Raw genomic sequence first — 22,258 nt, 5'->3', positions numbered from 1 at the left:
ACTGCTTACTAAAGATTTTTTTCTATGCAAACTAATCTCCTTCTTCTTTTCATAAATAAATGAATAATATACAAAATTAGCCACAAAATAGCACTATATTACAAGATTAAAGAGGGCATACACATGATTTGGAATTGGCTACGTAAGAAAAAAAAATCAAATAAACTAGAAGCAAACGAAACAGATAATCAGGAGCAGCATTCTAACAATGCAGAGGATGATAACAAAGAACAGACTAGAAGTATGAAACATAATAAAGGTAAAAATAACGAGCAAAAAGATTCTTCTCAGGATAAGCAACAAAGTGCTAAACAAGAGGATTCCTCTCAGGATAAGCAACAAAGCGCTAAACAGGAGGATTCCTCTCAAGATAAGCAACAAAGTGCTAAACAAGAGGATTCCTCTCAGGATAAGCAGCAAAGTTCTAAACAAGATGACTCTTCTCAGGATAAGCAGCAAAGTTCTAAACAGGAGGATTCCTCTCAGGATAAGCAGCAAAGTTCTAAACAAGAGGACTCTTCTCAGGATAAGCAACAAAACTCTAAACAGGAGGATTCCTCTCAAGATAAGCAACAAAGTACTAAACAAGAGGATTCCTCTCAAGATAAACAACAAGGTGCTAAACAAGGTGATTCGTCTCAAGATAAACAACAAAACGCTAAGCAAGATGAACCTTCTCAAAGTAAGCAACAAAACTCTAAAGGTAATAGTATTTATGATTTTACGAAACCAGAAAAAGACCGTATCCATTCTTTACAAAATTTAATAGAGAAGCTGAAAAAATCTAGTGATTTTGTGAATTATCATACATCCGACGATGAAACGATGCCTTATTGGATTTCTTACTATCGTCCTTCGCTTGATGGAGAGAAATTACAAAAATATTTAATGCCTACTCTTTTGGAACGACCTAATGCTTCACTAGAAGAGCTGAAAGAACATATTCCAATGAGCGGCATTACAATTACGAACGACTTACAAAAAATTGAGGATATGGTTTTAAAGGGGCATGCGATTATTCAATTGAATCAGCAAGATCAAAAATGTATGCTTGCAAACATTGCAATTGATAATTATCGTGCACCAACCCCTCCTTTAAACGAATCAACTGTTATCGGACCACAAGAAGGTTTCGTAGAGGATATTGATACAAACATTAATTTAGTTCGAAAACGTCTTCCTGTTTTAGATTTACAAACAAAAGAAATGATTATTGGCGAGTTTTCCAAAACAAAAGTTGTCATGATGTATTTAGACAACCTCGCTGAAAAAGATAATGTAGATTTTCTCGAGGAATCATTACGCGCTCTTGAATATGATCAAATTAATGATAGTGCTTATTTACAAGAATTAATGGGTGAAAAATCGATTTTCCCTCTCTATATCAATACAGAACGCACTGATAGAGTTACAAAAGCACTAATCGATGGTAAAATCGCTATTTTTGTGGACGGTTCTCCAAGTGTTTTACTAACACCTGTATCCTATTTTGATTTTTTCATTTCACCAGAAGACTACAATGTCTCCTGGATGTACGCTACATTTTCAAGGATTTTAAGATTAATTGCCGTTCTATTTTCAATTTGCGCTACACCGTTATACGTTGCAGTTTTAAATTATCATTATGAACTCATTCCAAGTGATTTACTTGAAACTTTAATTTTATCAAGAGCACAAGTACCATTCCCGCCTTTAATTGAAGCACTCTTTTTAGAACTTGCAATCGACTTACTGAGGGAAGCTGGCGCGAGGTTACCGATGAAAGTTGGTCAAACGCTCGGTATTGTAGGCGGTATCGTAATCGGGCAAGCATCTGTACAAGCTGGTTTAACGAGTAATATTTTATTAATTATCGTTGCCTTATCAGCACTCGCTTCCTTTATTACACCTATTTACAAAATGGGTAATGCGGTTCGATTACTACGCTTCCCATTTCTCATATTTGCAGAAATAGGAGGACTTTTCGGGATTTCTCTTGGATTTATCTTCTTATTTACGCATCTATTTAGACTTACTTCTTTACGCAAGCCATACGCTTTGTTCTACCCAACAAGACAACAATCTGTTAAAGATTCTTGGATTCGTTTCCCTTTAACAATGATTGATACAAGAGATGTACAAGCAAGACCACAACATGTAAAAAAAGCAGCGAAAGGAATTTCAACAAAACATAGATCGGACTTTGATGATTAAGAAATGAGGTGCATTCGATGAGTAAAGTTCAAGAAAAATATCAAATATCTCCTATCTTCGTTTTCTTCTTAATTCACGGTGCACAGTTCGGTGCTGGCGTTCTCGGCTTCGCTCGAATCATCGCAAAGGCCGCTGGATACGATGGATGGATGGGCGTTATAATCACAGGAATTTTCATCCATATTATTATATGGATGATGTATGTCTTATTAAAAGAAACAAATGGGAATTTAGTTGATTTACATCGGCAAACATTTGGAAAATGGCTAGGAAATGGCATTAGCATCATCTTTATGGCTTATTTTTTAATCGTTAGTATTTCAGTCATCCGAACATATGTTGAAATTATTCAAGTATGGATGTTTCCTACCGCTTCCACCTTTATGTTAACACTCTTTTTATGCTTAGTTAGCTATTACATTATCTCTTCTGGATTTCGTGTCATTACCGGTATTTGCGTCATCTCTGTTGGTGGTACATTAGGATATTTATTTCTAAGCTTATTCGTTTTGAAATATTCACATTGGGATAATTTACTACCTATATTCACACATTCTTTTTCGGACATTTTAAAATCCGCTCAACTGTCAATCTACAGTATGACCGGTTTTGAGATTTACCTCATGGTGTATCCATTTGTGAAAAAGCCTATGCAATCTCATAAATACGCTCAGCTTGGAGCACTATTTTCAAATCTTCTATATCTATTTAGTACCCTTTTAGCCTTTGCATTTTTTAGTGAGAAGCAATTGTTAAAAACAATATGGGCACAACTTTCTATGACCCAAGTCATTCAATTACCATTTATAGAAAGACTCGAATATATTGCAATTTCAGGCTATGCACTCGTTATTATTTCAAGTTTTATCCTCCCTTTATGGGCGTCAATGAGAGGAACTCATGAAATATTTCGTGTAAAACAAAGGGGTGTTTTAATTGCTTTTATCTTTATCACTCTCATTGTTTCGCAACTTTTAACAAACAGACACGATATTAATAACTTTATTAGTAATGTATCAAAAGTTAGTTTTTGGCTCATTTATGTATACATCCCAATCCTATTTATTATTGTGTGGGTGAAAAGAAAATGGAAAAAATCAAAAGCACAAGCAAATTAATACTTATTTCTTGTATAACATTCTTCAGTCTAATTGGATGTTTACAAAAAAATATTATCGATGATGTACAACTTATTCAAGGAACAGTTTTTGATGTCGCAAAAGATAATAAAGTAAAAGTGACATTCGTTTGTCCCATTCAGAAAAAAGGAAATAAAGTTCAAGTTTTTGAAGGCAGTGCAAATGCGGTAAAACAAGTAAAAGCAGACACATCTTTAGAGTCTTCTCAACCGTTTGCTAGCGGACAAATGCGTGTCGCTCTATATACAATAAGGCTTGCCAAAAAAGGAATGTCTACTTCATTCGATACATTACTTCGAGATGTGAATATAGGGAACGCTCTATATGCTGCTTTATTAGATGGGAATGGTACTGAACTTTTAAAAGGCAAATATTCGACTTCATACAACGTTGCCATTTATATAAAAAAATTGCTAGAACATAACATGGAGACCGGACCTTTACCAGTGGATAATCTACATATAGGAGCATTTCGCTATTACCAAGAAGGAAAAGACTACTATATTCCCATTCTAAAGAAGCATGGTGATAAAATAAAAATTACCGGAATTGGCCTTTTTAAAAAAGATAAATATATCGGTAAAATTGCGGAAAAAGATATGTTCATATTTAAAGGACTATTAGAGAAACATAAATTAGATTCACATGAATTTAAAACAGATTCTGCGTACGTCATGATTAATAATATTCGTTCTGTTCCAACTTACGATATAAAAATTAAAAACGGAAAGCCTTCTTTTTTCATTCATGTTCATCTTGATGCACGTATTCAAGAACTATCGAAAGCAATTAACTTGGAAAATAACAAGAACACAAAAAACATTGAAAAAAACGTCCAAAAACAATTGGACATACAGGCTTCCAAATTAATTAAGCAGTTTAAATCTTTAGGCGTCGATCCTCTCGGGCTAGGTGCAAAGTATAAGCAACATTATCGCCCATTCAAATTAGAAGAATGGAGACAAATGTATAAAGATGTTCCGGTTCATATAAAATACACCGTAAATATTACAAATTCTGGTGTAATTGAATGAGAAATGATTGAACTCCTCTCTCCAGCATGATACAACGGAGAGAGGAGTTTTTATTTTAGAGAGAGAGAAGATATTTATGGGGGAGCTTATGTCTAAAAAATTAGTAAAGCCTATTTTAAATGGTATTTTATTTCTCGGTGTCTTTTTATTTGCTCATACATACTTAAAAAATGTTTCCTTCACACGTTACTTACTTGTCGTTATACCAATGTTACTGGTCGGTATTTTTGGCATCGATCTTATTTCATCCCTTTTAATAAAAAAAGAAGAATAACGAGCGAACATCTTATTTCGATAAGATGTTCTTTTCATTTCACAATCACCTTATGTTACAATAAACTTCGGCATAACGTAAGAAAGGATGAAACAACATGACAAACGAAAAAGGTTTAGATAAAGGATACGAACTTGTTGCGAAAATGCATGAAGTATTCGGACATCCTGTGACAAATACTCCAACAAAATTAACAGAAGAGCGTGCAAAAATCCGTGCAAGTTTTATGCAGGAAGAACTGGAAGAATTTCTAGAGGCGACGACTGTTGAAGATCAATACGATGCACTAATTGACCTTATTTACTTTGCATTCGGAACATTTGCCGAAATGGGCGTACGTCCTGATAAAGGATTCGAAATTGTAAATAACGCAAACATGGCAAAACTATTCCCTGACGGGAAACCTCGATTCCGCGAAGGTGACGGTAAAATTCTAAAACCTGAAGGCTGGCAAGCACCAGAACCACAACTTCGTGCTGAAATCGAACGTCAACGCCAAGAAGCTGAAAAAAACTGCTAGGATTTCCTAGCAGTTTTTTATTATGTCTTTTTTTCTGGCAATCATTAATGACCCACGTGTCCCGCATGTCCTGCAGCTCCACTAATACTAGCCGCTCCTGCTGCTGCCCCTGCTGCTCCTGCTCCAATTCCACCTGTCCAAGGAGAAGATTGCTGTTGTTGATATTGCTGATATTGCTGGTGCTGTTGGTGCTGTTGGTGCTGTTGGTGCTGTTGGTGCTGTTGGTGCTGTTGACCTTGGTGACCTTGGTGACCTTGGTGTCCATGATGACCATGTTGACCCTGATGAGTTTGATAAAGAACAGCCTGTGGATGTATATGATGGTGGCCGTGGTGATGTACTTGTTGTTGATGATGTCCATGATGACCGTGGTGACCTTGGTGGTGGTGATGGCCATGTTGACCTTGGTGGTGATGGTGGCCATGATGATCATGTTGACCTTGATGAGTTTGATAAAGAACAGCCTGTGGATGTATATGGTGGTGGCCGTGGTGATGTACTTGTTGTTGTTGATGTCCATGATGACCGTGGTGACCTTGGTGGTGATGGCCATGTTGACCTTGGTGGTGATGGCCATGTTGACCTTGGTGGTGATGGTGTCCATGATGGCCATGGTGACCTTGATGATGATGGCCATGGTGACCGTAAAAACCTTGTGGATAACCACCTACTCCGCCTGCCACAACACCTACTCCCGGTACCGGAAATCCTGTTTGTACTCCTCCAACGAAAGATGGGAATGTAGTTGGTACGCCTACTGGTACTCCTCCCGCTGCTCCGCCTACAAATGTTGGGATTCCTGTTTGCACTCCAGCTACTGATGATGGAAATCCTCCTGTTAATGTTGGAATTCCAGTTTGTGCTCCAGCTACTGATGTGGAAAATCCTCCAGGTGTTCCACCCATCCAGCTCGGAATTCCGCCATATCCTTGTTGTCCGCCTCCCATTAACATCATTTGTTCATAACTATCCGATCCACCTCCGAAAAAGCCATGTGGTGCATTATTGTCCATCCCTTTCATTCCTTTCACCTCTTCTACTCAATTTAGCCTACCTTTTTTATCATATTTCCTATAGAAAAATAGGTGTTTGTCTGTATTGGAATTCCGCTCTTTTATTTGTACGTATTGGAATAATTGAAAACTTAGACTAGGGTGATCCAGAGATTATTTTCTACACAAAAAAGCTCAGAGTATACATACTCTGAGCTTTCATTTAGAATAAATTAATTTGCAACAACATTAACAAGTTTTCCAGGAACAACAATTACTTTACGAACTGTTTTCCCTTCAATTTGGTCTTGAATTGCTTCAAGTGCAAGGTGTTCCATTTCTTCTTTTGATGCGTCTTTACTCATTGTTAGTTTTGCGCGAACTTTACCCATAACTTGAACAACAATTTCAACTTCATCTTCTACAAGTTTAGACTCATCAAATGTTGGCCAGCTTGCATATGTGATTGTTTCATTGTATCCAAGTTTGCTCCATAGCTCTTCCCCGATATGAGGTGCAACTGGTGCAATCATTTTTACGAAACCTTCTACATATTCTCTTGGAAGTGTTTCAGCTTTGTATGCATCGTTGATGAATACCATCATTTGAGAAATCGCTGTGTTGAAGCGAAGCTCTGCATAGTCTTCTGTTACTTTCTTCACTGTTTGATGGTAAGCTTTTTCAAGCTCTTTATTTGGTTCGTCAGTAATTTTCTCACTTAATTCACCGTTATCTTGAACGAATAGACGCCATACGCGGTCTAGGAAACGACGAGCTCCGTCAAGACCATTTTCAGACCAAGCAATTGAAGCATCTAATGGTCCCATGAACATTTCGTATAGACGAAGTGTATCTGCACCGTGGCTTGCTACGATATCATCAGGATTTACAACGTTACCTTTTGATTTACTCATTTTCTCGTTGTTTTCACCTAGAATCATACCTTGGTTGAATAATTGTTGGAATGGCTCTTTCGTTGGAACTACACCGATATCGTATAATACTTTATGCCAGAAACGAGCATATAGTAAGTGAAGTACGGCATGTTCTGCACCACCGATATAAATATCAACTGGAAGCCATTGTTTTACTTTTTCAGGATCTACAAGTGCTTCGCTATTGTTTGGATCGATGTAACGTAGGTAGTACCAGCAGCTACCAGCCCATTGCGGCATTGTGTTCGTTTCACGACGACCTTTTTTACCAGTCTCAGGATCAACAACATTTACCCACTCGTCAATGTTAGCAAGTGGTGATTCACCTGTACCTGAAGGACGGATGTTTTCTGTTTTCGGAAGAACTAATGGTAATTCCTCTTCTTTCACAGTTGTCATTGTACCATCTTCCCAGTGAATTACTGGAATTGGTTCACCCCAGTAACGTTGACGGCTGAATAACCAGTCACGTAGACGGTACGTTACTTTTTGATTTCCTGCGCTCGTTGCTTCAAGCCATTCAATCATTTTTGCGATTGCTTCTTCTTTATTTAATCCATCAAGGAATGCTGAGTTTACGTGTGCACCATCACCTGTGTACACTTCTTTCGTAATATCTCCGCCTTTTACAACTTCCTTCATTGGAAGATTAAATACTGATGCGAATTCATAGTCACGCTCATCGTGAGCTGGAACTGCCATTACAGCACCTGTTCCGTAAGTTGCAAGAACATAGTCAGCGATCCAGATTGGTAATTTCTCACCGTTTACTGGGTTAACTGCGTAAGCACCAGTGAATACACCAGTTTTCTCTTTCGCAAGTTCTGTACGCTCTAGGTCACTCTTCATTTTTACAGCGTTAATGTAAGCTTCTACCGCTTCTTTTTGTTCTGCTGTTGTAATTTCTGCAACAAGTGCATGTTCTGGAGCTAGTACACAGTATGTTGCACCAAATAATGTATCAGGGCGCGTTGTGAAAACTGTGAATTTCTCGTCTGTACCATCGATGTTGAAGTGTACTTCTGCACCTTCAGAACGACCGATCCAGTTACGTTGCATATCTTTTAAGCTTTCAGGCCAATCAAGCTCATCTAGATCTTCTAATAGACGATCTCCGTAAGCTGTAATTTTTAACATCCACTGTCTCATCGGACGACGCTCAACTGGATGTCCACCACGCTCACTCTTACCGTCAATGATTTCTTCGTTTGCAAGTACTGTACCAAGTGCTGGGCACCAGTTTACAGGTACTTCATCAACGTAAGCTAAGCCTTTTTCAAATAGTTTTAGGAAGATCCATTGCGTCCACTTATAGTAGTTTGGATCTGTTGTATTTACTTCACGGTCCCAATCGTAAGAGAAACCTAATGATTTAATTTGGTTACGGAACGTATTAATATTATGCTCTGTAAATTCAGCTGGGCTGTTTCCAGTATCAAGTGCATATTGCTCTGCTGGAAGACCAAATGCATCCCATCCCATTGGATGAAGAACGTTATATCCTTGCATACGCTTCATACGAGATAAAATATCTGTCGCTGTATAACCTTCTGGATGTCCTACGTGTAAGCCTGCACCTGATGGATATGGGAACATATCTAGTGCATAAAATTTTGGTTTTTCTGTCTCATCTGGCGTACGGAATGTTTTATTCTCTTCCCAGTACCCTTGCCACTTCTTCTCAATTTCTTGATGATTAAAGCTCATGAGATACCCTCCTTGAAATTCTATTTATTTTCACCGCCCAAAATACAAAAAACCTCTCATCCCTAGAAAGGGACGAGAGGTTATAGATTCCCGCGGTACCACCCTAAATTAATGTACAAATATACATTCGCTTAGATCCGTAACGTGGATTAACGGCAATTGCTACTATTAGTTTCACAACTGCAACTCAAAGGCGAGTTCATAACGAAACGTGGATTGACTTGCACCGACCGTCAACTCTCTAAACCAGCTTCTATTACTACTACTCCTTCTCACTGTTATTACACATATAAGTTAAGTGAACTATCCTTCACCTAGTATCTCTTAAGAGCTTACTTAAAGCGAGGACTTCTCGGTTAATCGTTACTCTTAATAACTAACGAATTCATCTTAAGACAGCCGAGCTATCTCCCTTGTTCTAAAGGTTGTTTTATTTAAATATATTCTAAAACATGTTACATGTTCCGTCAAACTAAACTGCAATTTTTTCTTCAACTGTTTCTTCTACTTTTACTCGTTTATCATAAATGCTCGTTGCTATAAGCGCTACTACAAGCATTACCATGATTGCTATAAACAATACTTCCATATTGTATAAATCCACAATTGCTCCGCCAACGACCGGCCCGAACATTTTCCCTACAGTCGCCGCACTATTTACAACCCCTTGATAAAACCCTAATTTATCTTTTGGTGCAAGTATATTTGCAATCGTTGGAACCGCAGGCCATACAAATAACTCACCTATTGTTAATGTTACCATCGCAACGAGGAACATCGTAAATTGCTGCGCTTGGCTTAACACAATGAATGACGCCGCAAAAATGAAAATCCCAATCATAATTTGCTGTTTTAAAGAACGCTTCATCCAACGAATTAGCATACTAACAAGTGGCTGCGCACAAACAATCATCGCTCCGTTTATCGTCCATAATAAACTATAGTGACGAAGGCTAATATTCAATTCTTGCATATGTGTTGCAATCGCTCCTTGCCACTGTACGTATGTAACCCAGCATAAAGCATATGCTACACACACGATAAGAAGTGCTTTAAATCCAGGTGTAAGTGACCACCCTTTTTTCGTTTCGACTTCTTTTTGCACGCCTGGCTCTTTCTTGTCTTCCATACCGCGGAATCCAATAAAAGCAATTAAGAAGAAAACAAAGTATAAAATAAAGTTCGCTAAGAAAATATAATCAAAACGATACGATGCAACTAATCCACCACATGCTGTTCCGATCGCAATACCAACATTTTGTCCAACGTACATCGCATTAAATGCCCGTCTTCCGCCTTCTGGCCAAACCGTACCAACCATCGCATACATCGATGGGAAGACCATTCCAGAACCGAAGCCGATTAACGCTAGCCACACAACATATAACGGCCAACCGTGGAAGAACACAAGACCTAAAATTGATACAAGTGTAATCACAATCCCTACTAAAGTTGATTTATAACCGCCCCATTTATCAAATAAAACACCGCCGAGCAAGTTTCCGATTACACCAGTAAGCGAATTGATCATTAATACCATTCCGGCCACAGATAAAGATTTTCCTAGGTGATCATGCAAATAGATTGTATTAAAAGGCCATAAAAAAGAAGCACCCGTGACATTAATAATCATCCCAGCTACTAATAGCCATACTTTCCTTGGCATAGTTTCCCCTCCTATTCTATTTTTTTCGTTCATATATATAACAGTAAAATTGTAGTCGTTTTTAAATAGGAAGGCAACTGATTAATAGTTGATGAAATTCAGATAATGGTTCGACGGTAAATGAAATTATACTGATTGCTTCTTGGATTATATCAGCGATTATTAAAATATATCGACTTACCGACAAAAAATGACAACAGTAACAATGTATAAAGAGGCTGTATGAACTTCATGCAGCCTCTTTATACTATCCAACTTCCTTTTCTCGCTTCGCACGTTCTTTAGCACTCCATTTAAACACCTTATCTAGTAGCGAGTATATTCTCCCAGACTCTTTCGTTAATAATGGTCCTAACGATGCCAATATTAAAACATATAAAGCAGAGAACGGTTTAATCGCTGCCATTAAGCCGCCCGCGATTCCAATATTCGCGACGATAATGGAAAATTCTCCGCGTGATACAAGTGTTAAACCGATATTCGTAGAAGCCTTATGCGATAACCCAGCTTTACGCCCCGCAACCATTCCAGCAGTAAAATTACCGATAAGAGTAATGAAAACTGCTCCTAATGCCAACCACACTGCTCCTCCAAGTGAAAATGGGTCTATACTTAAACCGAAGCTGAAAAAGAATATAGCTCCAAAGAAATCACGAAACGGAACAACGAGCTGTTCAATTCGATCACTATGCTCTGTTTCAGAAAAGACGAGCCCCAATAATAATGCTCCAATCGCCTCCGCGACATGAATCGTTTCTGAAAATCCTGCTACAAAGAACAAAATAGCGAATATTACGATAATAAAAATTTCATTGGACGAAATATCTAACATTTTATTTAAAAATCGTGTAGCTTTTCTAGCAACTACAAAGAATAGTAGCATATACCCTACTGCGATTAAAATAGATGTAAGAGCACCTACAAGTGACGTTGCCCCTCCGAGTACTAATCCTGAAACGACTGATAAATATACGGCTAAAAAGATATCATCAAACATAATGATTCCTAAAATTAGCTCCGTCTCTTTATTACCAGATCTTCTTAAATCAACAATTACTTTCGCAACAATTGCACTCGATGAAATTGTTATAATCCCAGCAATAATTAATGTTTCTAATAAGGGGAAACCCATTATATATCCGTAAATTAAACCTAATATAAAATTAAGCGATATATGAACAGTTCCCCCAAAGGCAATTGATTTTCCTGATTTAATTAATTTTTTAATTGAGAATTCTAAGCCTAAATAGAATAAGAGGAATATAACGCCAACACGGCCGAGGAAGGAAATAACTTCTCCACTTTCAATAAATCTTAAATCGATAAGCCCTAAATCTGGGGCATGGGGCCCCACTAGCATACCAAGTATAATGAGAAACGGAATAATCGAGAACTTTAACTTTGCAGCGAGAATAGCTGCAAAAGCGACTAATACTAACGCAGTTCCAACTTCAAAGATTAAAGTATCCATCGATTATGAATCCCCTCCTACTGAAAGCAACTCATTAATAATTCTTTTTACTTCATGTCTTTCGCCTGATAATACGAGCATATCGCCAGCTTCAATGATAGAATCTGGGCCTGGATTAAAGAACTTCTTCATATTTTTTTTCAAAATGGCAATAATCGTTACGTTATATGTGTTTCGGACATGTAAACTACCAATTGTTTTTTGTACGACTGGTGCATTATTTTCCACCTTAAACCACTCAATTGATAATCCTTCAAAGGCCATTTCAATCGTATCTAAAGCTTGTGGTCTATATACCATTCCGCCCAATATAGCTGCAATTTGTCTCGCTTCGGAATCACGAAGAGAGACGCTTGAAACACTCTCCTCATGATCAGCATCAAAATGGTACATTTCTCTTCGGCCATCATCATGAATAACGATAACCATCTTTTCATTACCTTTTGTAATCACTTCAAACTTACATCCAATACCCGGCAGTTCGCTCTCTCTAATATTCATATTTTCCGCCTCCTAATTTTTTAGTTACGGCTTTTATAAATCGACATCAATCTCCGTTTTAAAGGTCTCATCCTTTGAGATGCCTAAATACTTTAGCGTCTCTGATGGAGTCGCGTGATGGAAATGTTTTTGCAATAACGCAATCGCTATCCCTCTTTTGTACGCATGAAATCCAAACGTTTTCCGCATTGAATTTGTTCCGATCTTACCAACAACTCCAACTGCTTCTGCAGCATTATGAATTACACGATACGCTTGTTGGCGCGTAATTGAATTTGGCGTTTTATTAGATTGAAATACGTAATTTTCTCTTTTAACGCCAATAGATTGTACGTAATCTAAAAGCGCTTCTTTTACTTTTGTATTTAAATAAATATCTTGTTTAAATTTTTCATCTTTCACAGGAAGAGTATAAAACTCTTTAACAGTCCCGTCTTCATTTAATACATCTTCAAATTTCATACTAAGTAGTTCTGTAATTTTTAATCCTGTGTTAATTCCAATAACAAATAAAAGATAATCTCGCTGGGAGTGCTCTTTTAAATATTTTTTCATAGCCTCAATTTGGCTTATATCTTTTAATGCCTCTACAACTTCCATACATGTATTCTCCTCATCTTATGAACGGTAATTTTCTCATTATGTTGTCCATTTTACCTTATCATGCTATGAGATTTCCATGTGTTATCCATTATTTTCACAATATACTCAGGTGGTTCTGAAAACTTTCAATGTGGAAACTTACGATTGTATAAATACGTTGCGGTAAAAAATGTGGGGATAAAAGTTCAGCTTCTTTCTACAGATTGGATTCCTCCTTTCCTTATACAGCTACTTCTACTTTTATATTACGTTACTTACTTGCATTATATTATATATTTCAGTAACATTAAAGTGTTTTTTCTGAAAATAATAAAAACCGAGCGTTTTTGCTCGGTTTTTATTATTAATCTTCTTTCGGAAGAACAATTCCTTTATACAATTGAACTGTAATGAAGTAATAAATCGCATAAATAACTACGAAAATTACGATTGGTACCCAAATACGGAAGTACGGATCAATTAAAATAAATCCGAAAATATTCATACCAACTAATACGTGAGCGATACCCACAATTGCTGGGAATAAGAATACTAAGAATAACTCTTTATAAATTGATTTCGTTAATAACTCACGGCGCACACCGATTTTACGGAGCATTTGATAACGCGTAATATCTTTTGATGCACCAGAAAGAATTTTAAACATAAGACAGCTTGCCATCATTGCTAAGAACGCGATTCCAAGGAAGAATCCCATAAATACTGTTCCACTCGCAATGCCGTAGAACCCACTATAAGCTTGATATTTACTATCCATTTGTTCAGCTTTTACATTTTTATATTTATCTAGCTGCAACTCGTCAAGTTTTTTCCATTCTTTTTTATATGTTAAAAAATCATCTGTTTTTCCAATAAATGCTATACCTTCTTTACCATTTATCCCATCGTACATTTTTTGATCTACAATTTTAATTGCATGATCATTGTATAAATAATATGGTTGGATTGTACTAAAAGCATCTATCCATTCCGCCGAAAGTTCTTTAGCGTTCACATCTTTTTGATTCATCTCTCTAGAAACTGCACCTACCGGTAGTTCCTCTGAAGCTTTTTTCGTATTTACTAAATCCTTCATAGACTTCATCTTTGTCATATCTTTTACTAAAGGACGATTTTTCTCTAAATCTTCTTTTACATAGTAAACGTATTTTTCATCAACTTTGTAACGATATTCGCTTTTCTCTTTAAATGTAATACCGTCTAAAATTTTCTTTTCTTCAGCTGTTGGATTATGAACTACTGAATCATAGATTACTAAACCATCTACCATTTTTATAACGTTATTTTTAAATGCCATACCACCTGAAATTGCACCAGCTCCAAGAGCAACTAACATCGCTACTGTCGCAAGTACTTTCGTTAAGCTATTAATACGGAAATTTAATTGTGCAAATGTAAAAGCGTTAAGTCCTTTTTCACTACGCTTTTTATTACTTTTTAACTTTTTAATAATGACTGGAAGAAGTGAGCCAAATAGCATATAAGTACCAGCTGTCGTTGTAATTAATGCAATAAGGATTCCCATTTCTCTTAGTTTTTCCATGTAAATCATTGATGCATAGCCAATGCCTAATAAAATAACCGCAAGGAATGCAACTAAGCCTGTCATTTTTCCTTTTACCGCAACACGTTCTGTTTGTGCATCTGCATGTACAAGTTGCAATACAGAAATACGTGATAACTTAATACTGTTCATAATTGCTGATAGTACAAATAATGCAAAGAAGAAGATACAAGTAACAGTCATAGATGGCAGATAAAATGCTTTATAGCCTTCACCAGCAAATTCTAATTGTTTCATTAACAATTGACCGATACCTTCTGCAAGTCCTACACCAACTGTAATACCGATTGCAAGAGACGCAGCGCCTAATACGATTGTTTCAATAAACATAAGTAATGTAACTTTATGCTTTTTTGCTCCTAACATCATATACATACCAAACTCTTTTTGACGAAGAGATAGTAAGAAAGAGTTCGCATATAAAATATAGAAGAACGTTATGATTGCTAGTAAAAATGAACCTGCTTGGAATACAAATCCGATTGATTTAATCACTGAATTAGATTCAAGAAATGATTCATTTAGTGCTAACGTTTGAAACATATAAAAAATTGAAATCGACATGACAAGACCAACAAGTAAGACGATGTAATCTTTTAGCTTACTCTTTAGTCCTGACATGGAAAGTTTGAATAACATGCTCTAGAACCTCCTTTCTTACGCTTTTTGTGTGCCTAAGTCCGCAAGCACATCTAAAATTTCTTTATAAAACTCTTCACGTGTACCGCCGCGGTGAATTTCTTTATATAGCTCACCATCTTGAATGAATAAAATACGCTGACAGTAACTTGCACTGTATGGATCATGTGTAACCATCATAATAGATACGCCTTGATCTTTATTTAAGTTTGTCATCGCATCAAGTAAACTCGTTGCATTTTTAGAATCAAGCGCTCCTGTTGGCTCGTCCCCTAAAATAATTGCAGGCTCATGCACTAAAGCACGCGCTGCTGCCGAACGTTGCTTTTGCCCACCAGATACTTCAGATGGGTACTTTTGAAGTATTTCTGTAATTCCTAACATATCCGCTACTTTCTCGACTTTTGGTCCAATGTTACGTGATGGAACACCTTGCAAGGAAAGTGGAAGTGCAATGTTTTCATAAATAGATAAGTTTTCTAACAAATTAAAATCTTGGAAGATAAATCCTAACTTTTGTGAACGGAAATCTGAAAGCTCACCTTGCTTCATTTTTGTAATATCCGTTCCTGCAATTTCAACAACGCCGCCCGTTGCTTTATCTAACGTTGAAATTACATTTAATAATGTCGTTTTACCAGAACCAGATGGTCCCATAATTCCAACAAACTCGCCCTCTTGAATTGAGAATGACACACCTTTTAACGCATGTGATTGGTTCTCACCTTTTTTACCGTACACTTTTTGAACGTTTTTCACGTCTACAACTGGTTTCGTCATATATATCCTCCTACGCTTGTTTTTCCATTACCTATTTTGCGCCTTTTGGAAGTGAACTGCTATTTGTTAACATTACATTTACCTTACACTTTTGTAATATAAAAAAGGTGTACTTGTAAGTTTGGCTGTTAATACTAGTTCACATTTCAGCATAGTAAATCGGTAAATGAAATTATATCGGCGATTTTCAAAATATATCGGCGCAACTACAAAAGCTGAAAATAAAAATAGGCTGTTCCACAAAAAGAACAGCCCACTTCTCTCTTTATTTCTTTAAAGGTGTTACCGTCCAGTACGTAATAACACGCCAAATCCATTCTAATGGGCCCATTTTAAAGATTTTCATCCAAATTACACTAAACACAATTTGAATTGCATAAATTGCGATACATACATATAGCGTCTGCATGTATGTTAAGTTACCTGCAAAGTTAAATACACTACCGGCAATTAAAATCATTGCCGTTTGTCCGATATAATTTGTTAAAGCCATACGACCGTAGTATTTCAATGGTGCTAATAATGTTTGAACTGGTTTTAACTGAAGTAATAAAATTAATGCTCCTACATAGAAAGCTGAAATAATTGGTCCAACAGTAATACCAATTTTTAGAAACTGGCTTGCAGCATCCATTGTTCCGTCTTCATTCATCAATATCATATTTACAAATGGGCCAGCAGGCACGTGTCCATATTGATACCATACAGCTGCCACACTTAAAACAAACATAATGCCTGTAAAAATAGCGACTTGCTTTATGTTTTTTGAAAGATTTTCAAATACACGATATTGTCCTGCAGCAAGACCTAATAAAATTAAACCAAGTGGTAATAGTTCTTTAATACCCATTACACTAAAGGCTATTGTCATAATAAGACCAATTACTAAGTTCACTTGTTTTTTCGCTTTATAAAACGGTAAAACGATTAATCCGCAAATTGCATATAACGTTAACGCTTCTCCAGGCTGAAACATGTAATGAATCAAACCAAAAATAAATAATGCAACTACGCGGCGGAAAAATAGAACATATCCATTTTTCCCTTTCGCAATCGCTCTTGTAATGAAGATATAGAATCCCACTCCAAATAAGAATGAGAAAATCGAGAAGAAACGACCTTCTACAAATAAGTATAGAAACCTTTGATAGCTAGCATCTACTGTATTAGGATCTGGAGTTTTAATATTAAGTAGTGCTAAAATATTTACTAAAATAATCCCCAGTAATGCGAAGCCACGAATGTAATCTAACTCATCAATTCGTTTGTTTGTAATATTGTTCCCCATAAAGCAGCTCCTTGTCCAAAATTTAATCCTCCCTTACTCTACTGGAAAAGTAAGCTTACAACTATCGGCAAACCTTACAGGAATCTTACATTATTGTCATATAACAAAACAAAACCAGGTCATATTGCGACCTGGTTTACTCTGATTGCTTTGATCTTTGAGGTTGTCCTTTTTTACTGTTACGCTGTTTCACTTGAACAATCGGATCAAGTTCATTCGAAAATTCAGCGTTATGTCCATTTTGTGTTTTTTGTTCTGGGTTATTTTGATCTGAACGTTTCGCCATTACATTCACTCCTTATTAGTGCGGTGTAATAATCATTTGATGTTGCAATTGGCGAATTGCCATACGCGCTCTATTTAACTGCTCACGTTGCTCATCATTCGCATGTTGTTGCATCGTTTGTAAATCGTTATATGCTTGTTCTAATTGCAACTGCGCATCCGAATACTCCATCGTATTATAATGCTCTTGTCTCATGCCTTGTTCTAATTGTTCTTTCGCATATTCCACCGCTTGTTCCGCTTGTGTAATATACGATTCAAGTGATTGACGCTCTGCCATAATTGTCCCTCCTTGCTTCAATTCCCCTTTAGTGTGTCCCTTCCTTATGAACCTTATGAGTATGTTATAATGGATTTTGTGTTATTTTGACTCGGCTTAGGAGGGAAAGTAATGAAGGTTCAAAACCCTTTTCCATATACAAACGACAATAAACGTTATCATACATGGAATTACCATTTACGAAATGAATTTGGTGAAAAAATCTTTAAAGTTTCATTAGATGCTGGCTTCGATTGTCCGAACCGTGACGGTACAGTTGCTTATGGCGGTTGTACATTTTGCAGTGCTGCTGGATCTGGTGACTTCGCTGGCGATCGCCGCGATGATGTTATAACGCAATATCATGAAATGAAAGAAAAAATGCGCTCAAAGTGGAAAGACGGAAAATGTATCGCTTATTTCCAAGCGTACACAAATACACATGCACCACTTGAAGTGTTAAAAGAAAAATTCGAACCGCTTCTAGCAGAAAAAGACGTTGTCGGTCTTTCTATCGCAACTCGTCCAGATTGTTTACCGGACGATGTTGTTGAATATTTAGCGGACTTAAATAAACGCACGTACCTTTGGGTTGAACTCGGACTACAGACCGTTCATGAACGTACTGCAAACCTTATTAATCGCGCTCATGATTATCCTTCTTACGTTGAAGGTGTAAATAAATTACGTAAGCATGGCATTCGAGTTTGCTCTCATATTATTAACGGTCTTCCTCTTGAAGATTACGACATGATGATGGAAACAGCTCGTGAAGTAGCGAAACTTGACGTGCAAGGAATTAAAATCCACTTACTTCATTTATTAAAAGGAACGCCAATGGTGAAGCAATATGAAAAAGGACAACTCGAATTCCTTTCTCTTGAGGATTACGTAAGCCTCGTTGTTGACCAACTTGAAATTATTCCAGAAGACGTAATTGTGCACCGCATCACAGGTGACGGTCCGCCTGATTTAATGATTGGCCCAATGTGGAGCTTAAATAAATGGGAAGTTTTAAATTCCATCGATGCAGAATTTGTACGCCGCGGAAGCTGGCAAGGAAAATATGCAAATGAGGAGAAACAAAAATGAAATTAGAACGTGTATTACCGTTTGCTCGTACTCTCTTGCAAACGGCAGTAAAAGAAGGCGATTACGCTGTAGATGCAACTTTAGGAAACGGCCATGACACTTGCTTCCTAGCTGAAATTGTTGGAGATAACGGAAAAGTATTTGGATTTGATATTCAAAAAGAGGCGATTGAAAGCTCAACAACTCGTCTAAAAGAAAAAAAACTTTTCGAACGTACTGTTTTAGTTCACGATAGTCACGATACACTTCTATCCATATTACCAGAAGATGCAAAAGGAAAAGTAACAGGTGCAATTTTCAACTTAGGTTACCTTCCTGGCGGAGACAAACATATCGTCACAAAACCGAACTCAACAATCTCGGCGATCGAGCAATTATTAGAAGTAATGGCGCCTGAAGGTATCATCGTCCTTGTCATTTACCACGGACATCCAGAAGGACAAGTAGAACGCGACGCTGTTCTCAAATTTGCCGAAGAACTAGACCAAAAACAAGCTCACGTACTGCGATATGGCTTTATTAACCAGCAAAATAATCCGCCATTTATTGTGGCGATTGAGAAACGATAAAGTGAAACTTTAATCAGTGGGGGGAATCCCCACTGATTATTAGTTGAACCAATCGGGCATTTATGGGCAGTTTATCTCCCAACTAACTTCTTTGCTCCAGCCGAATTTTAAGGTGGAAGTTTTACTGCCCGTTAATGTGGGGTAATATATCAACGATTTTTCAATTATATCTATCGTAACTCGGGATATATCAACGATTTTTTCGATATATCTATCATAACTTACAATATATCAACGATTTCTCGGATATATCGATTGTTCGACAAAACATAACAAAAAAAGACGTGCACTCATTGCACGTCTTTTTGTTATTCTCCTATATAATGGATATATACACTATTTAAAGAAAGAAGGATAGAACTTTGCTAGTAGAACTAAGGGGAATTCAAAAGAAGTATAGCAAATCACTTATACTAGACAACATTGATTTATCCATTCCAGAAGGAGAAGCGCTCGCTATTATTGGCGGGAACGGGACTGGAAAAAGTACTCTGCTAAAAATAATTGCAGGATTTATTTCACCTACGGCAGGGACGCTCAAAAGAAAAGAACATATACAAATTGGTTATGTACCTGAACATTTTCCTGAAGGAATTCGTTTTACATTAGCGGATTATTTATTTCATCTCGGCTGCATTCACGGCTTATCAACAACATATTTAAGAAATAAAATTCCGATGCTCCTTGAGACTTTTCACTTACATCATGCAAGACATTCCGTTGTACGAAACTTTTCAAAAGGTATGAAACAAAAAACAGGTATTATGCAAGCATTACTTACGGACGTCCATTTATTAATTTTAGATGAACCGCTTTCTGGGCTCGATCCTCACTCTCAGCAAGAATTAGAACATATTTTACTCTCATTAAAACAACAAGGTATATCTATACTCTTCACATGTCATGAAAAACAACTATTAGAAAACTTCGCCGATAGAATTGTGACGTTAGCAAACCATACAATCACAGCAGATACCTTTATACAAAAAGGGGCAGAACAAGTCTATATTGAAGCAATCGTTCACGACACATTTTCAGCGATAGAACTACAAAAGCAATCCGGTTTTATACACGTTACACACAAATCAAATCAAAACCTTATTCAATTACAAATCGAAAAAGAATATACAAACGAAATGCTTCAGTTTTTATTACATAAAAAAGCATCTATCACACTGCTACAACCTAACTTTTAAATCGAAAGAAGGTTTATTATGTTCGCGCTTATTCGTTACCATTTTCTCGACTATACAAAATCGTATAAGTACATCCCCCCTATTGCGATGTACTTTGTGAGCTTGCTTTTTGTATATACATATAAACCGACTCCTATTGTACCGACATATTTAGAAACAGCTCTCGCGCTTTATTTATTATCTGCCTGGATTACGGTCACAATCTTTCATACTGAAGACCCTGTACAAGAACAAATTACTATTTCTCACACAAATAATATTTCCGCATTATACGTTGGTAAATATATTACAGCTCTTCTCATTTGTACTGTATTATCTTTTATATCCGTAATCTATCCAATTATTTTGCAAATGTTTAATGAAAAAATGACAGTTTCTTTATTTCTAGTCGGATTTCTCTCTCACATGTCTTTCTCTATACTAGGAATTTCAATCGCAACATTATTTACTAGAAATATGATTCAAAAAGCAGGCACTGCTTGGCTTAGCCTTACCTTTATATTGCTTATAACGATCGCATCTATCCGGTTTAAAAAAGAGTTATTATGGTTTTTACCACCTGTCGAAAGCTTTCTAATGCTTGGCCAATACAAATATAATATACTGACTCACACACTATGGCTCACAACTTGGGCTATCGTATATTCATTTTTATTATTTACCTTATTTCTTTTTATCGTTCGCAAAAAACGTTTTTAATTACATATTAAAGGAGACGAAACAATGATTGGAATACTAGCAGGAATGGGACCAAAATCAACTGGACCATTCGTCGATACAGTTGTAGCAAGGTGCCAAATAATATACGGAGCAAAGTATGATATGGACTTTCCTCATATGATGATCTATTCGTGCCCAACACCGTTTTACATGGATCGCCCTATTGATCACGAAGCGATGAAAAAAGCAATTATTGAAGGAGCACAAAAACTTGAAAGTACTGGCGCAAGCTTTATCGCTATGCCGTGCAATACGGCGCATCTTTATTTCGAGGAATTACAGCATTCTCTGTCCATTCCGATTTTAAATATAGTCGATGAGACGTTACAAGCAATTCCTAAAAATGCAAAAAGAGTCGCTCTTCTCGCAACAGAAGCGACAGTTCAAGCTGGTATTTATCAAGACGGGATTGCAAAACGGAATATAGAATACATTCATTATGAAAAATGGCAAACGATGATTAATCAAATTATTACGTATATTAAAAGCGGAGAAGTTGAAAAAGCTCGCAAATTATGGAGCGCGCTCGTTGTGCAGTTGAAGGATGAAGTAGATACCGCAATTATCGCATGTACTGATTTGAATGTTGTGGCTAGTGAGAATTTTGTTGATTCTTCTCAATGTCTTGCGAAAGCGGTTGTTAGGATGTACTTATCAAATATAAAGAGATCTTCATAAACATAGAAAACACTCCTTCTAAAATGTGTTTTATGTTTAATAAAAATCCCACAAACTTTTAACTTTCTTCACAATTCTTTCAAAGTAATCACACTTAATCTCGCTATATTAAATAAGTAGTTATTCATATAGGGAAGGTTAGGGGAACTGAAA

At 36.7% G+C, this 22,258-nt stretch carries 21 protein-coding genes and 1 other annotated feature; of the genes, 10 read left to right on the top strand and 11 right to left on the bottom strand.

The genetic code is table 11. The features are described from left to right. Positions 1 to 123 precede the first annotated feature (123 nt). From M1D66_RS03805 to M1D66_RS03785, 5 genes are all read left to right on the top strand, one after another. Positions 124 to 2,193, top strand: a complete 2,070-nt coding sequence (locus M1D66_RS03805) for a spore germination protein (RefSeq protein ID WP_479831917.1) — start codon at positions 124 to 126, stop codon at positions 2,191 to 2,193. Positions 2,194 to 2,210: 17 nt separating this feature from the next. Then, positions 2,211 to 3,311: a spore germination protein gene (locus M1D66_RS03800; RefSeq protein ID WP_006924871.1), complete on the top strand. Its 1,101-nt coding sequence runs from the start codon at positions 2,211 to 2,213 to the stop codon at positions 3,309 to 3,311. Next, positions 3,281 to 4,366: a spore germination protein GerHC gene (gerHC, locus tag M1D66_RS03795; protein ID WP_242555001.1), complete on the top strand. Its 1,086-nt coding sequence runs from the start codon at positions 3,281 to 3,283 to the stop codon at positions 4,364 to 4,366. Before M1D66_RS03800 ends, gerHC begins: the two co-directional genes overlap by 31 nt. A gap of 88 nt (positions 4,367 to 4,454) precedes the next feature. Next, complete coding sequence (locus tag M1D66_RS03790; RefSeq protein WP_000038781.1) at positions 4,455 to 4,640, top strand: hypothetical protein; 186 nt, start codon at positions 4,455 to 4,457, stop codon at positions 4,638 to 4,640. Positions 4,641 to 4,737: 97 nt separating this feature from the next. Next, positions 4,738 to 5,160 (top strand): pyrophosphohydrolase domain-containing protein, encoded by a 423-nt coding sequence (locus M1D66_RS03785; protein ID WP_000180554.1) that lies wholly within the window; start codon positions 4,738 to 4,740, stop codon positions 5,158 to 5,160. 44 nt (positions 5,161 to 5,204) lie between these two features. Here the strand turns inward: M1D66_RS03785 and M1D66_RS03780 are convergent, their stop codons facing one another. The 11 genes from M1D66_RS03780 to M1D66_RS03730 form a co-directional block, all read right to left on the bottom strand. Continuing rightward, the gene (locus M1D66_RS03780) at positions 5,205 to 6,182 is read right to left on the bottom strand and encodes a hypothetical protein (protein ID WP_242555000.1); all 978 of its coding nucleotides are present in this window, start codon (positions 6,180 to 6,182) and stop codon (positions 5,205 to 5,207) included. Positions 6,183 to 6,385: 203 nt separating this feature from the next. Next, entirely contained in the window at positions 6,386 to 8,794 is a 2,409-nt protein-coding gene (gene leuS / locus M1D66_RS03775; RefSeq protein WP_242554999.1) for a leucine--tRNA ligase, read from the bottom strand. Positions 8,795 to 8,859: 65 nt separating this feature from the next. Next, positions 8,860 to 9,079, bottom strand: a binding site (T-box leader). A gap of 187 nt (positions 9,080 to 9,266) precedes the next feature. Next, positions 9,267 to 10,460, bottom strand: coding sequence for an MDR family MFS transporter (locus M1D66_RS03770; protein WP_001137561.1), 1,194 nt, complete (start codon positions 10,458 to 10,460; stop codon positions 9,267 to 9,269). Between the two features lie 247 nt (positions 10,461 to 10,707). Next, on the bottom strand, positions 10,708 to 11,931 hold the full coding sequence (locus M1D66_RS03765; protein WP_000380167.1) for a cation:proton antiporter: 1,224 nt from the start codon (positions 11,929 to 11,931) through the stop codon (positions 10,708 to 10,710). 3 nt (positions 11,932 to 11,934) lie between these two features. After that, entirely contained in the window at positions 11,935 to 12,432 is a 498-nt protein-coding gene (locus M1D66_RS03760; RefSeq protein WP_001026054.1) for a cation:proton antiporter regulatory subunit, read from the bottom strand. A 33-nt stretch (positions 12,433 to 12,465) separates the two neighbouring features. Next, positions 12,466 to 13,032, bottom strand: a complete 567-nt coding sequence (locus M1D66_RS03755) for a tyrosine-type recombinase/integrase (protein ID WP_000454210.1) — start codon at positions 13,030 to 13,032, stop codon at positions 12,466 to 12,468. 346 nt (positions 13,033 to 13,378) lie between these two features. After that, positions 13,379 to 15,238 (bottom strand): FtsX-like permease family protein, encoded by a 1,860-nt coding sequence (locus M1D66_RS03750; RefSeq protein ID WP_242554998.1) that lies wholly within the window; start codon positions 15,236 to 15,238, stop codon positions 13,379 to 13,381. An 18-nt stretch (positions 15,239 to 15,256) separates the two neighbouring features. Next, positions 15,257 to 16,018, bottom strand: coding sequence for an ABC transporter ATP-binding protein (locus M1D66_RS03745; RefSeq protein WP_000165844.1), 762 nt, complete (start codon positions 16,016 to 16,018; stop codon positions 15,257 to 15,259). Positions 16,019 to 16,283: 265 nt separating this feature from the next. Beyond that, on the bottom strand, positions 16,284 to 17,306 hold the full coding sequence (locus tag M1D66_RS03740) for a DUF418 domain-containing protein (RefSeq protein ID WP_242554997.1): 1,023 nt from the start codon (positions 17,304 to 17,306) through the stop codon (positions 16,284 to 16,286). A 136-nt stretch (positions 17,307 to 17,442) separates the two neighbouring features. After that, complete coding sequence (locus tag M1D66_RS03735; RefSeq protein ID WP_001129341.1) at positions 17,443 to 17,592, bottom strand: hypothetical protein; 150 nt, start codon at positions 17,590 to 17,592, stop codon at positions 17,443 to 17,445. Positions 17,593 to 17,607: 15 nt separating this feature from the next. Next, positions 17,608 to 17,871 (bottom strand): YtzC family protein, encoded by a 264-nt coding sequence (locus tag M1D66_RS03730; protein ID WP_000840871.1) that lies wholly within the window; start codon positions 17,869 to 17,871, stop codon positions 17,608 to 17,610. Between the two features lie 111 nt (positions 17,872 to 17,982). Here M1D66_RS03730 and mnmL point away from each other — a divergent pair, with 111 nt between their 5' ends. From mnmL to M1D66_RS03705, 5 genes are all read left to right on the top strand, one after another. Continuing rightward, on the top strand, positions 17,983 to 18,942 hold the full coding sequence (mnmL, locus tag M1D66_RS03725) for a tRNA modification radical SAM protein MnmL/YtqA (RefSeq protein WP_000868033.1): 960 nt from the start codon (positions 17,983 to 17,985) through the stop codon (positions 18,940 to 18,942). Then, entirely contained in the window at positions 18,939 to 19,511 is a 573-nt protein-coding gene (mnmM, locus tag M1D66_RS03720) for a tRNA 5-(aminomethyl)-2-thiouridylate-methyltransferase MnmM (RefSeq protein ID WP_000764496.1), read from the top strand. Before mnmL ends, mnmM begins: the two co-directional genes overlap by 4 nt. 362 nt (positions 19,512 to 19,873) lie before the next feature. Then, positions 19,874 to 20,707 (top strand): ABC transporter ATP-binding protein, encoded by an 834-nt coding sequence (locus tag M1D66_RS03715; RefSeq protein WP_000959745.1) that lies wholly within the window; start codon positions 19,874 to 19,876, stop codon positions 20,705 to 20,707. 18 nt (positions 20,708 to 20,725) lie between these two features. After that, complete coding sequence (locus M1D66_RS03710) at positions 20,726 to 21,406, top strand: hypothetical protein (protein WP_000457745.1); 681 nt, start codon at positions 20,726 to 20,728, stop codon at positions 21,404 to 21,406. Positions 21,407 to 21,430: 24 nt separating this feature from the next. Beyond that, the gene (locus tag M1D66_RS03705; protein WP_000579343.1) at positions 21,431 to 22,105 is read left to right on the top strand and encodes an aspartate/glutamate racemase family protein; all 675 of its coding nucleotides are present in this window, start codon (positions 21,431 to 21,433) and stop codon (positions 22,103 to 22,105) included. Positions 22,106 to 22,258: the final 153 nt, after the last annotated feature.

This window comes from Bacillus sp. PK6-16, assembly GCF_056530295.1.
This window is presented reverse-complemented; position numbering and strand designations above follow the sequence as displayed.

What these genes read in the sequence shown, in the direction of transcription:
- M1D66_RS03800 (WP_006924871.1), top strand. Translation starts at nt 2,211, where the DNA reads ATGAGTAAAGTTCAAGAAAAATATCAAATATCTCCTATCTTCGTTTTC.
- M1D66_RS03765 (WP_000380167.1), bottom strand. Translation starts at nt 11,931, where the DNA reads ATGGATACTTTAATCTTTGAAGTTGGAACTGCGTTAGTATTAGTCGCT.
- M1D66_RS03770 (WP_001137561.1), bottom strand. Translation starts at nt 10,460, where the DNA reads ATGCCAAGGAAAGTATGGCTATTAGTAGCTGGGATGATTATTAATGTC.
- mnmM (WP_000764496.1), top strand. Translation starts at nt 18,939, where the DNA reads ATGAAATTAGAACGTGTATTACCGTTTGCTCGTACTCTCTTGCAAACG.
- M1D66_RS03740 (WP_242554997.1), bottom strand. Translation starts at nt 17,306, where the DNA reads ATGGGGAACAATATTACAAACAAACGAATTGATGAGTTAGATTACATT.
- M1D66_RS03705 (WP_000579343.1), top strand. Translation starts at nt 21,431, where the DNA reads ATGATTGGAATACTAGCAGGAATGGGACCAAAATCAACTGGACCATTC.
- M1D66_RS03805 (WP_479831917.1), top strand. Translation starts at nt 124, where the DNA reads ATGATTTGGAATTGGCTACGTAAGAAAAAAAAATCAAATAAACTAGAA.
- mnmL (WP_000868033.1), top strand. Translation starts at nt 17,983, where the DNA reads ATGAAGGTTCAAAACCCTTTTCCATATACAAACGACAATAAACGTTAT.
- M1D66_RS03790 (WP_000038781.1), top strand. Translation starts at nt 4,455, where the DNA reads ATGTCTAAAAAATTAGTAAAGCCTATTTTAAATGGTATTTTATTTCTC.
- M1D66_RS03735 (WP_001129341.1), bottom strand. Translation starts at nt 17,592, where the DNA reads ATGGCGAAACGTTCAGATCAAAATAACCCAGAACAAAAAACACAAAAT.
- M1D66_RS03730 (WP_000840871.1), bottom strand. Translation starts at nt 17,871, where the DNA reads ATGGCAGAGCGTCAATCACTTGAATCGTATATTACACAAGCGGAACAA.
- gerHC (WP_242555001.1), top strand. Translation starts at nt 3,281, where the DNA reads ATGGAAAAAATCAAAAGCACAAGCAAATTAATACTTATTTCTTGTATA.
- M1D66_RS03755 (WP_000454210.1), bottom strand. Translation starts at nt 13,032, where the DNA reads ATGGAAGTTGTAGAGGCATTAAAAGATATAAGCCAAATTGAGGCTATG.
- M1D66_RS03745 (WP_000165844.1), bottom strand. Translation starts at nt 16,018, where the DNA reads ATGACGAAACCAGTTGTAGACGTGAAAAACGTTCAAAAAGTGTACGGT.
- M1D66_RS03785 (WP_000180554.1), top strand. Translation starts at nt 4,738, where the DNA reads ATGACAAACGAAAAAGGTTTAGATAAAGGATACGAACTTGTTGCGAAA.
- M1D66_RS03750 (WP_242554998.1), bottom strand. Translation starts at nt 15,238, where the DNA reads ATGTTATTCAAACTTTCCATGTCAGGACTAAAGAGTAAGCTAAAAGAT.
- leuS (WP_242554999.1), bottom strand. Translation starts at nt 8,794, where the DNA reads ATGAGCTTTAATCATCAAGAAATTGAGAAGAAGTGGCAAGGGTACTGG.
- M1D66_RS03780 (WP_242555000.1), bottom strand. Translation starts at nt 6,182, where the DNA reads ATGAAAGGGATGGACAATAATGCACCACATGGCTTTTTCGGAGGTGGA.
- M1D66_RS03760 (WP_001026054.1), bottom strand. Translation starts at nt 12,432, where the DNA reads ATGAATATTAGAGAGAGCGAACTGCCGGGTATTGGATGTAAGTTTGAA.
- M1D66_RS03710 (WP_000457745.1), top strand. Translation starts at nt 20,726, where the DNA reads ATGTTCGCGCTTATTCGTTACCATTTTCTCGACTATACAAAATCGTAT.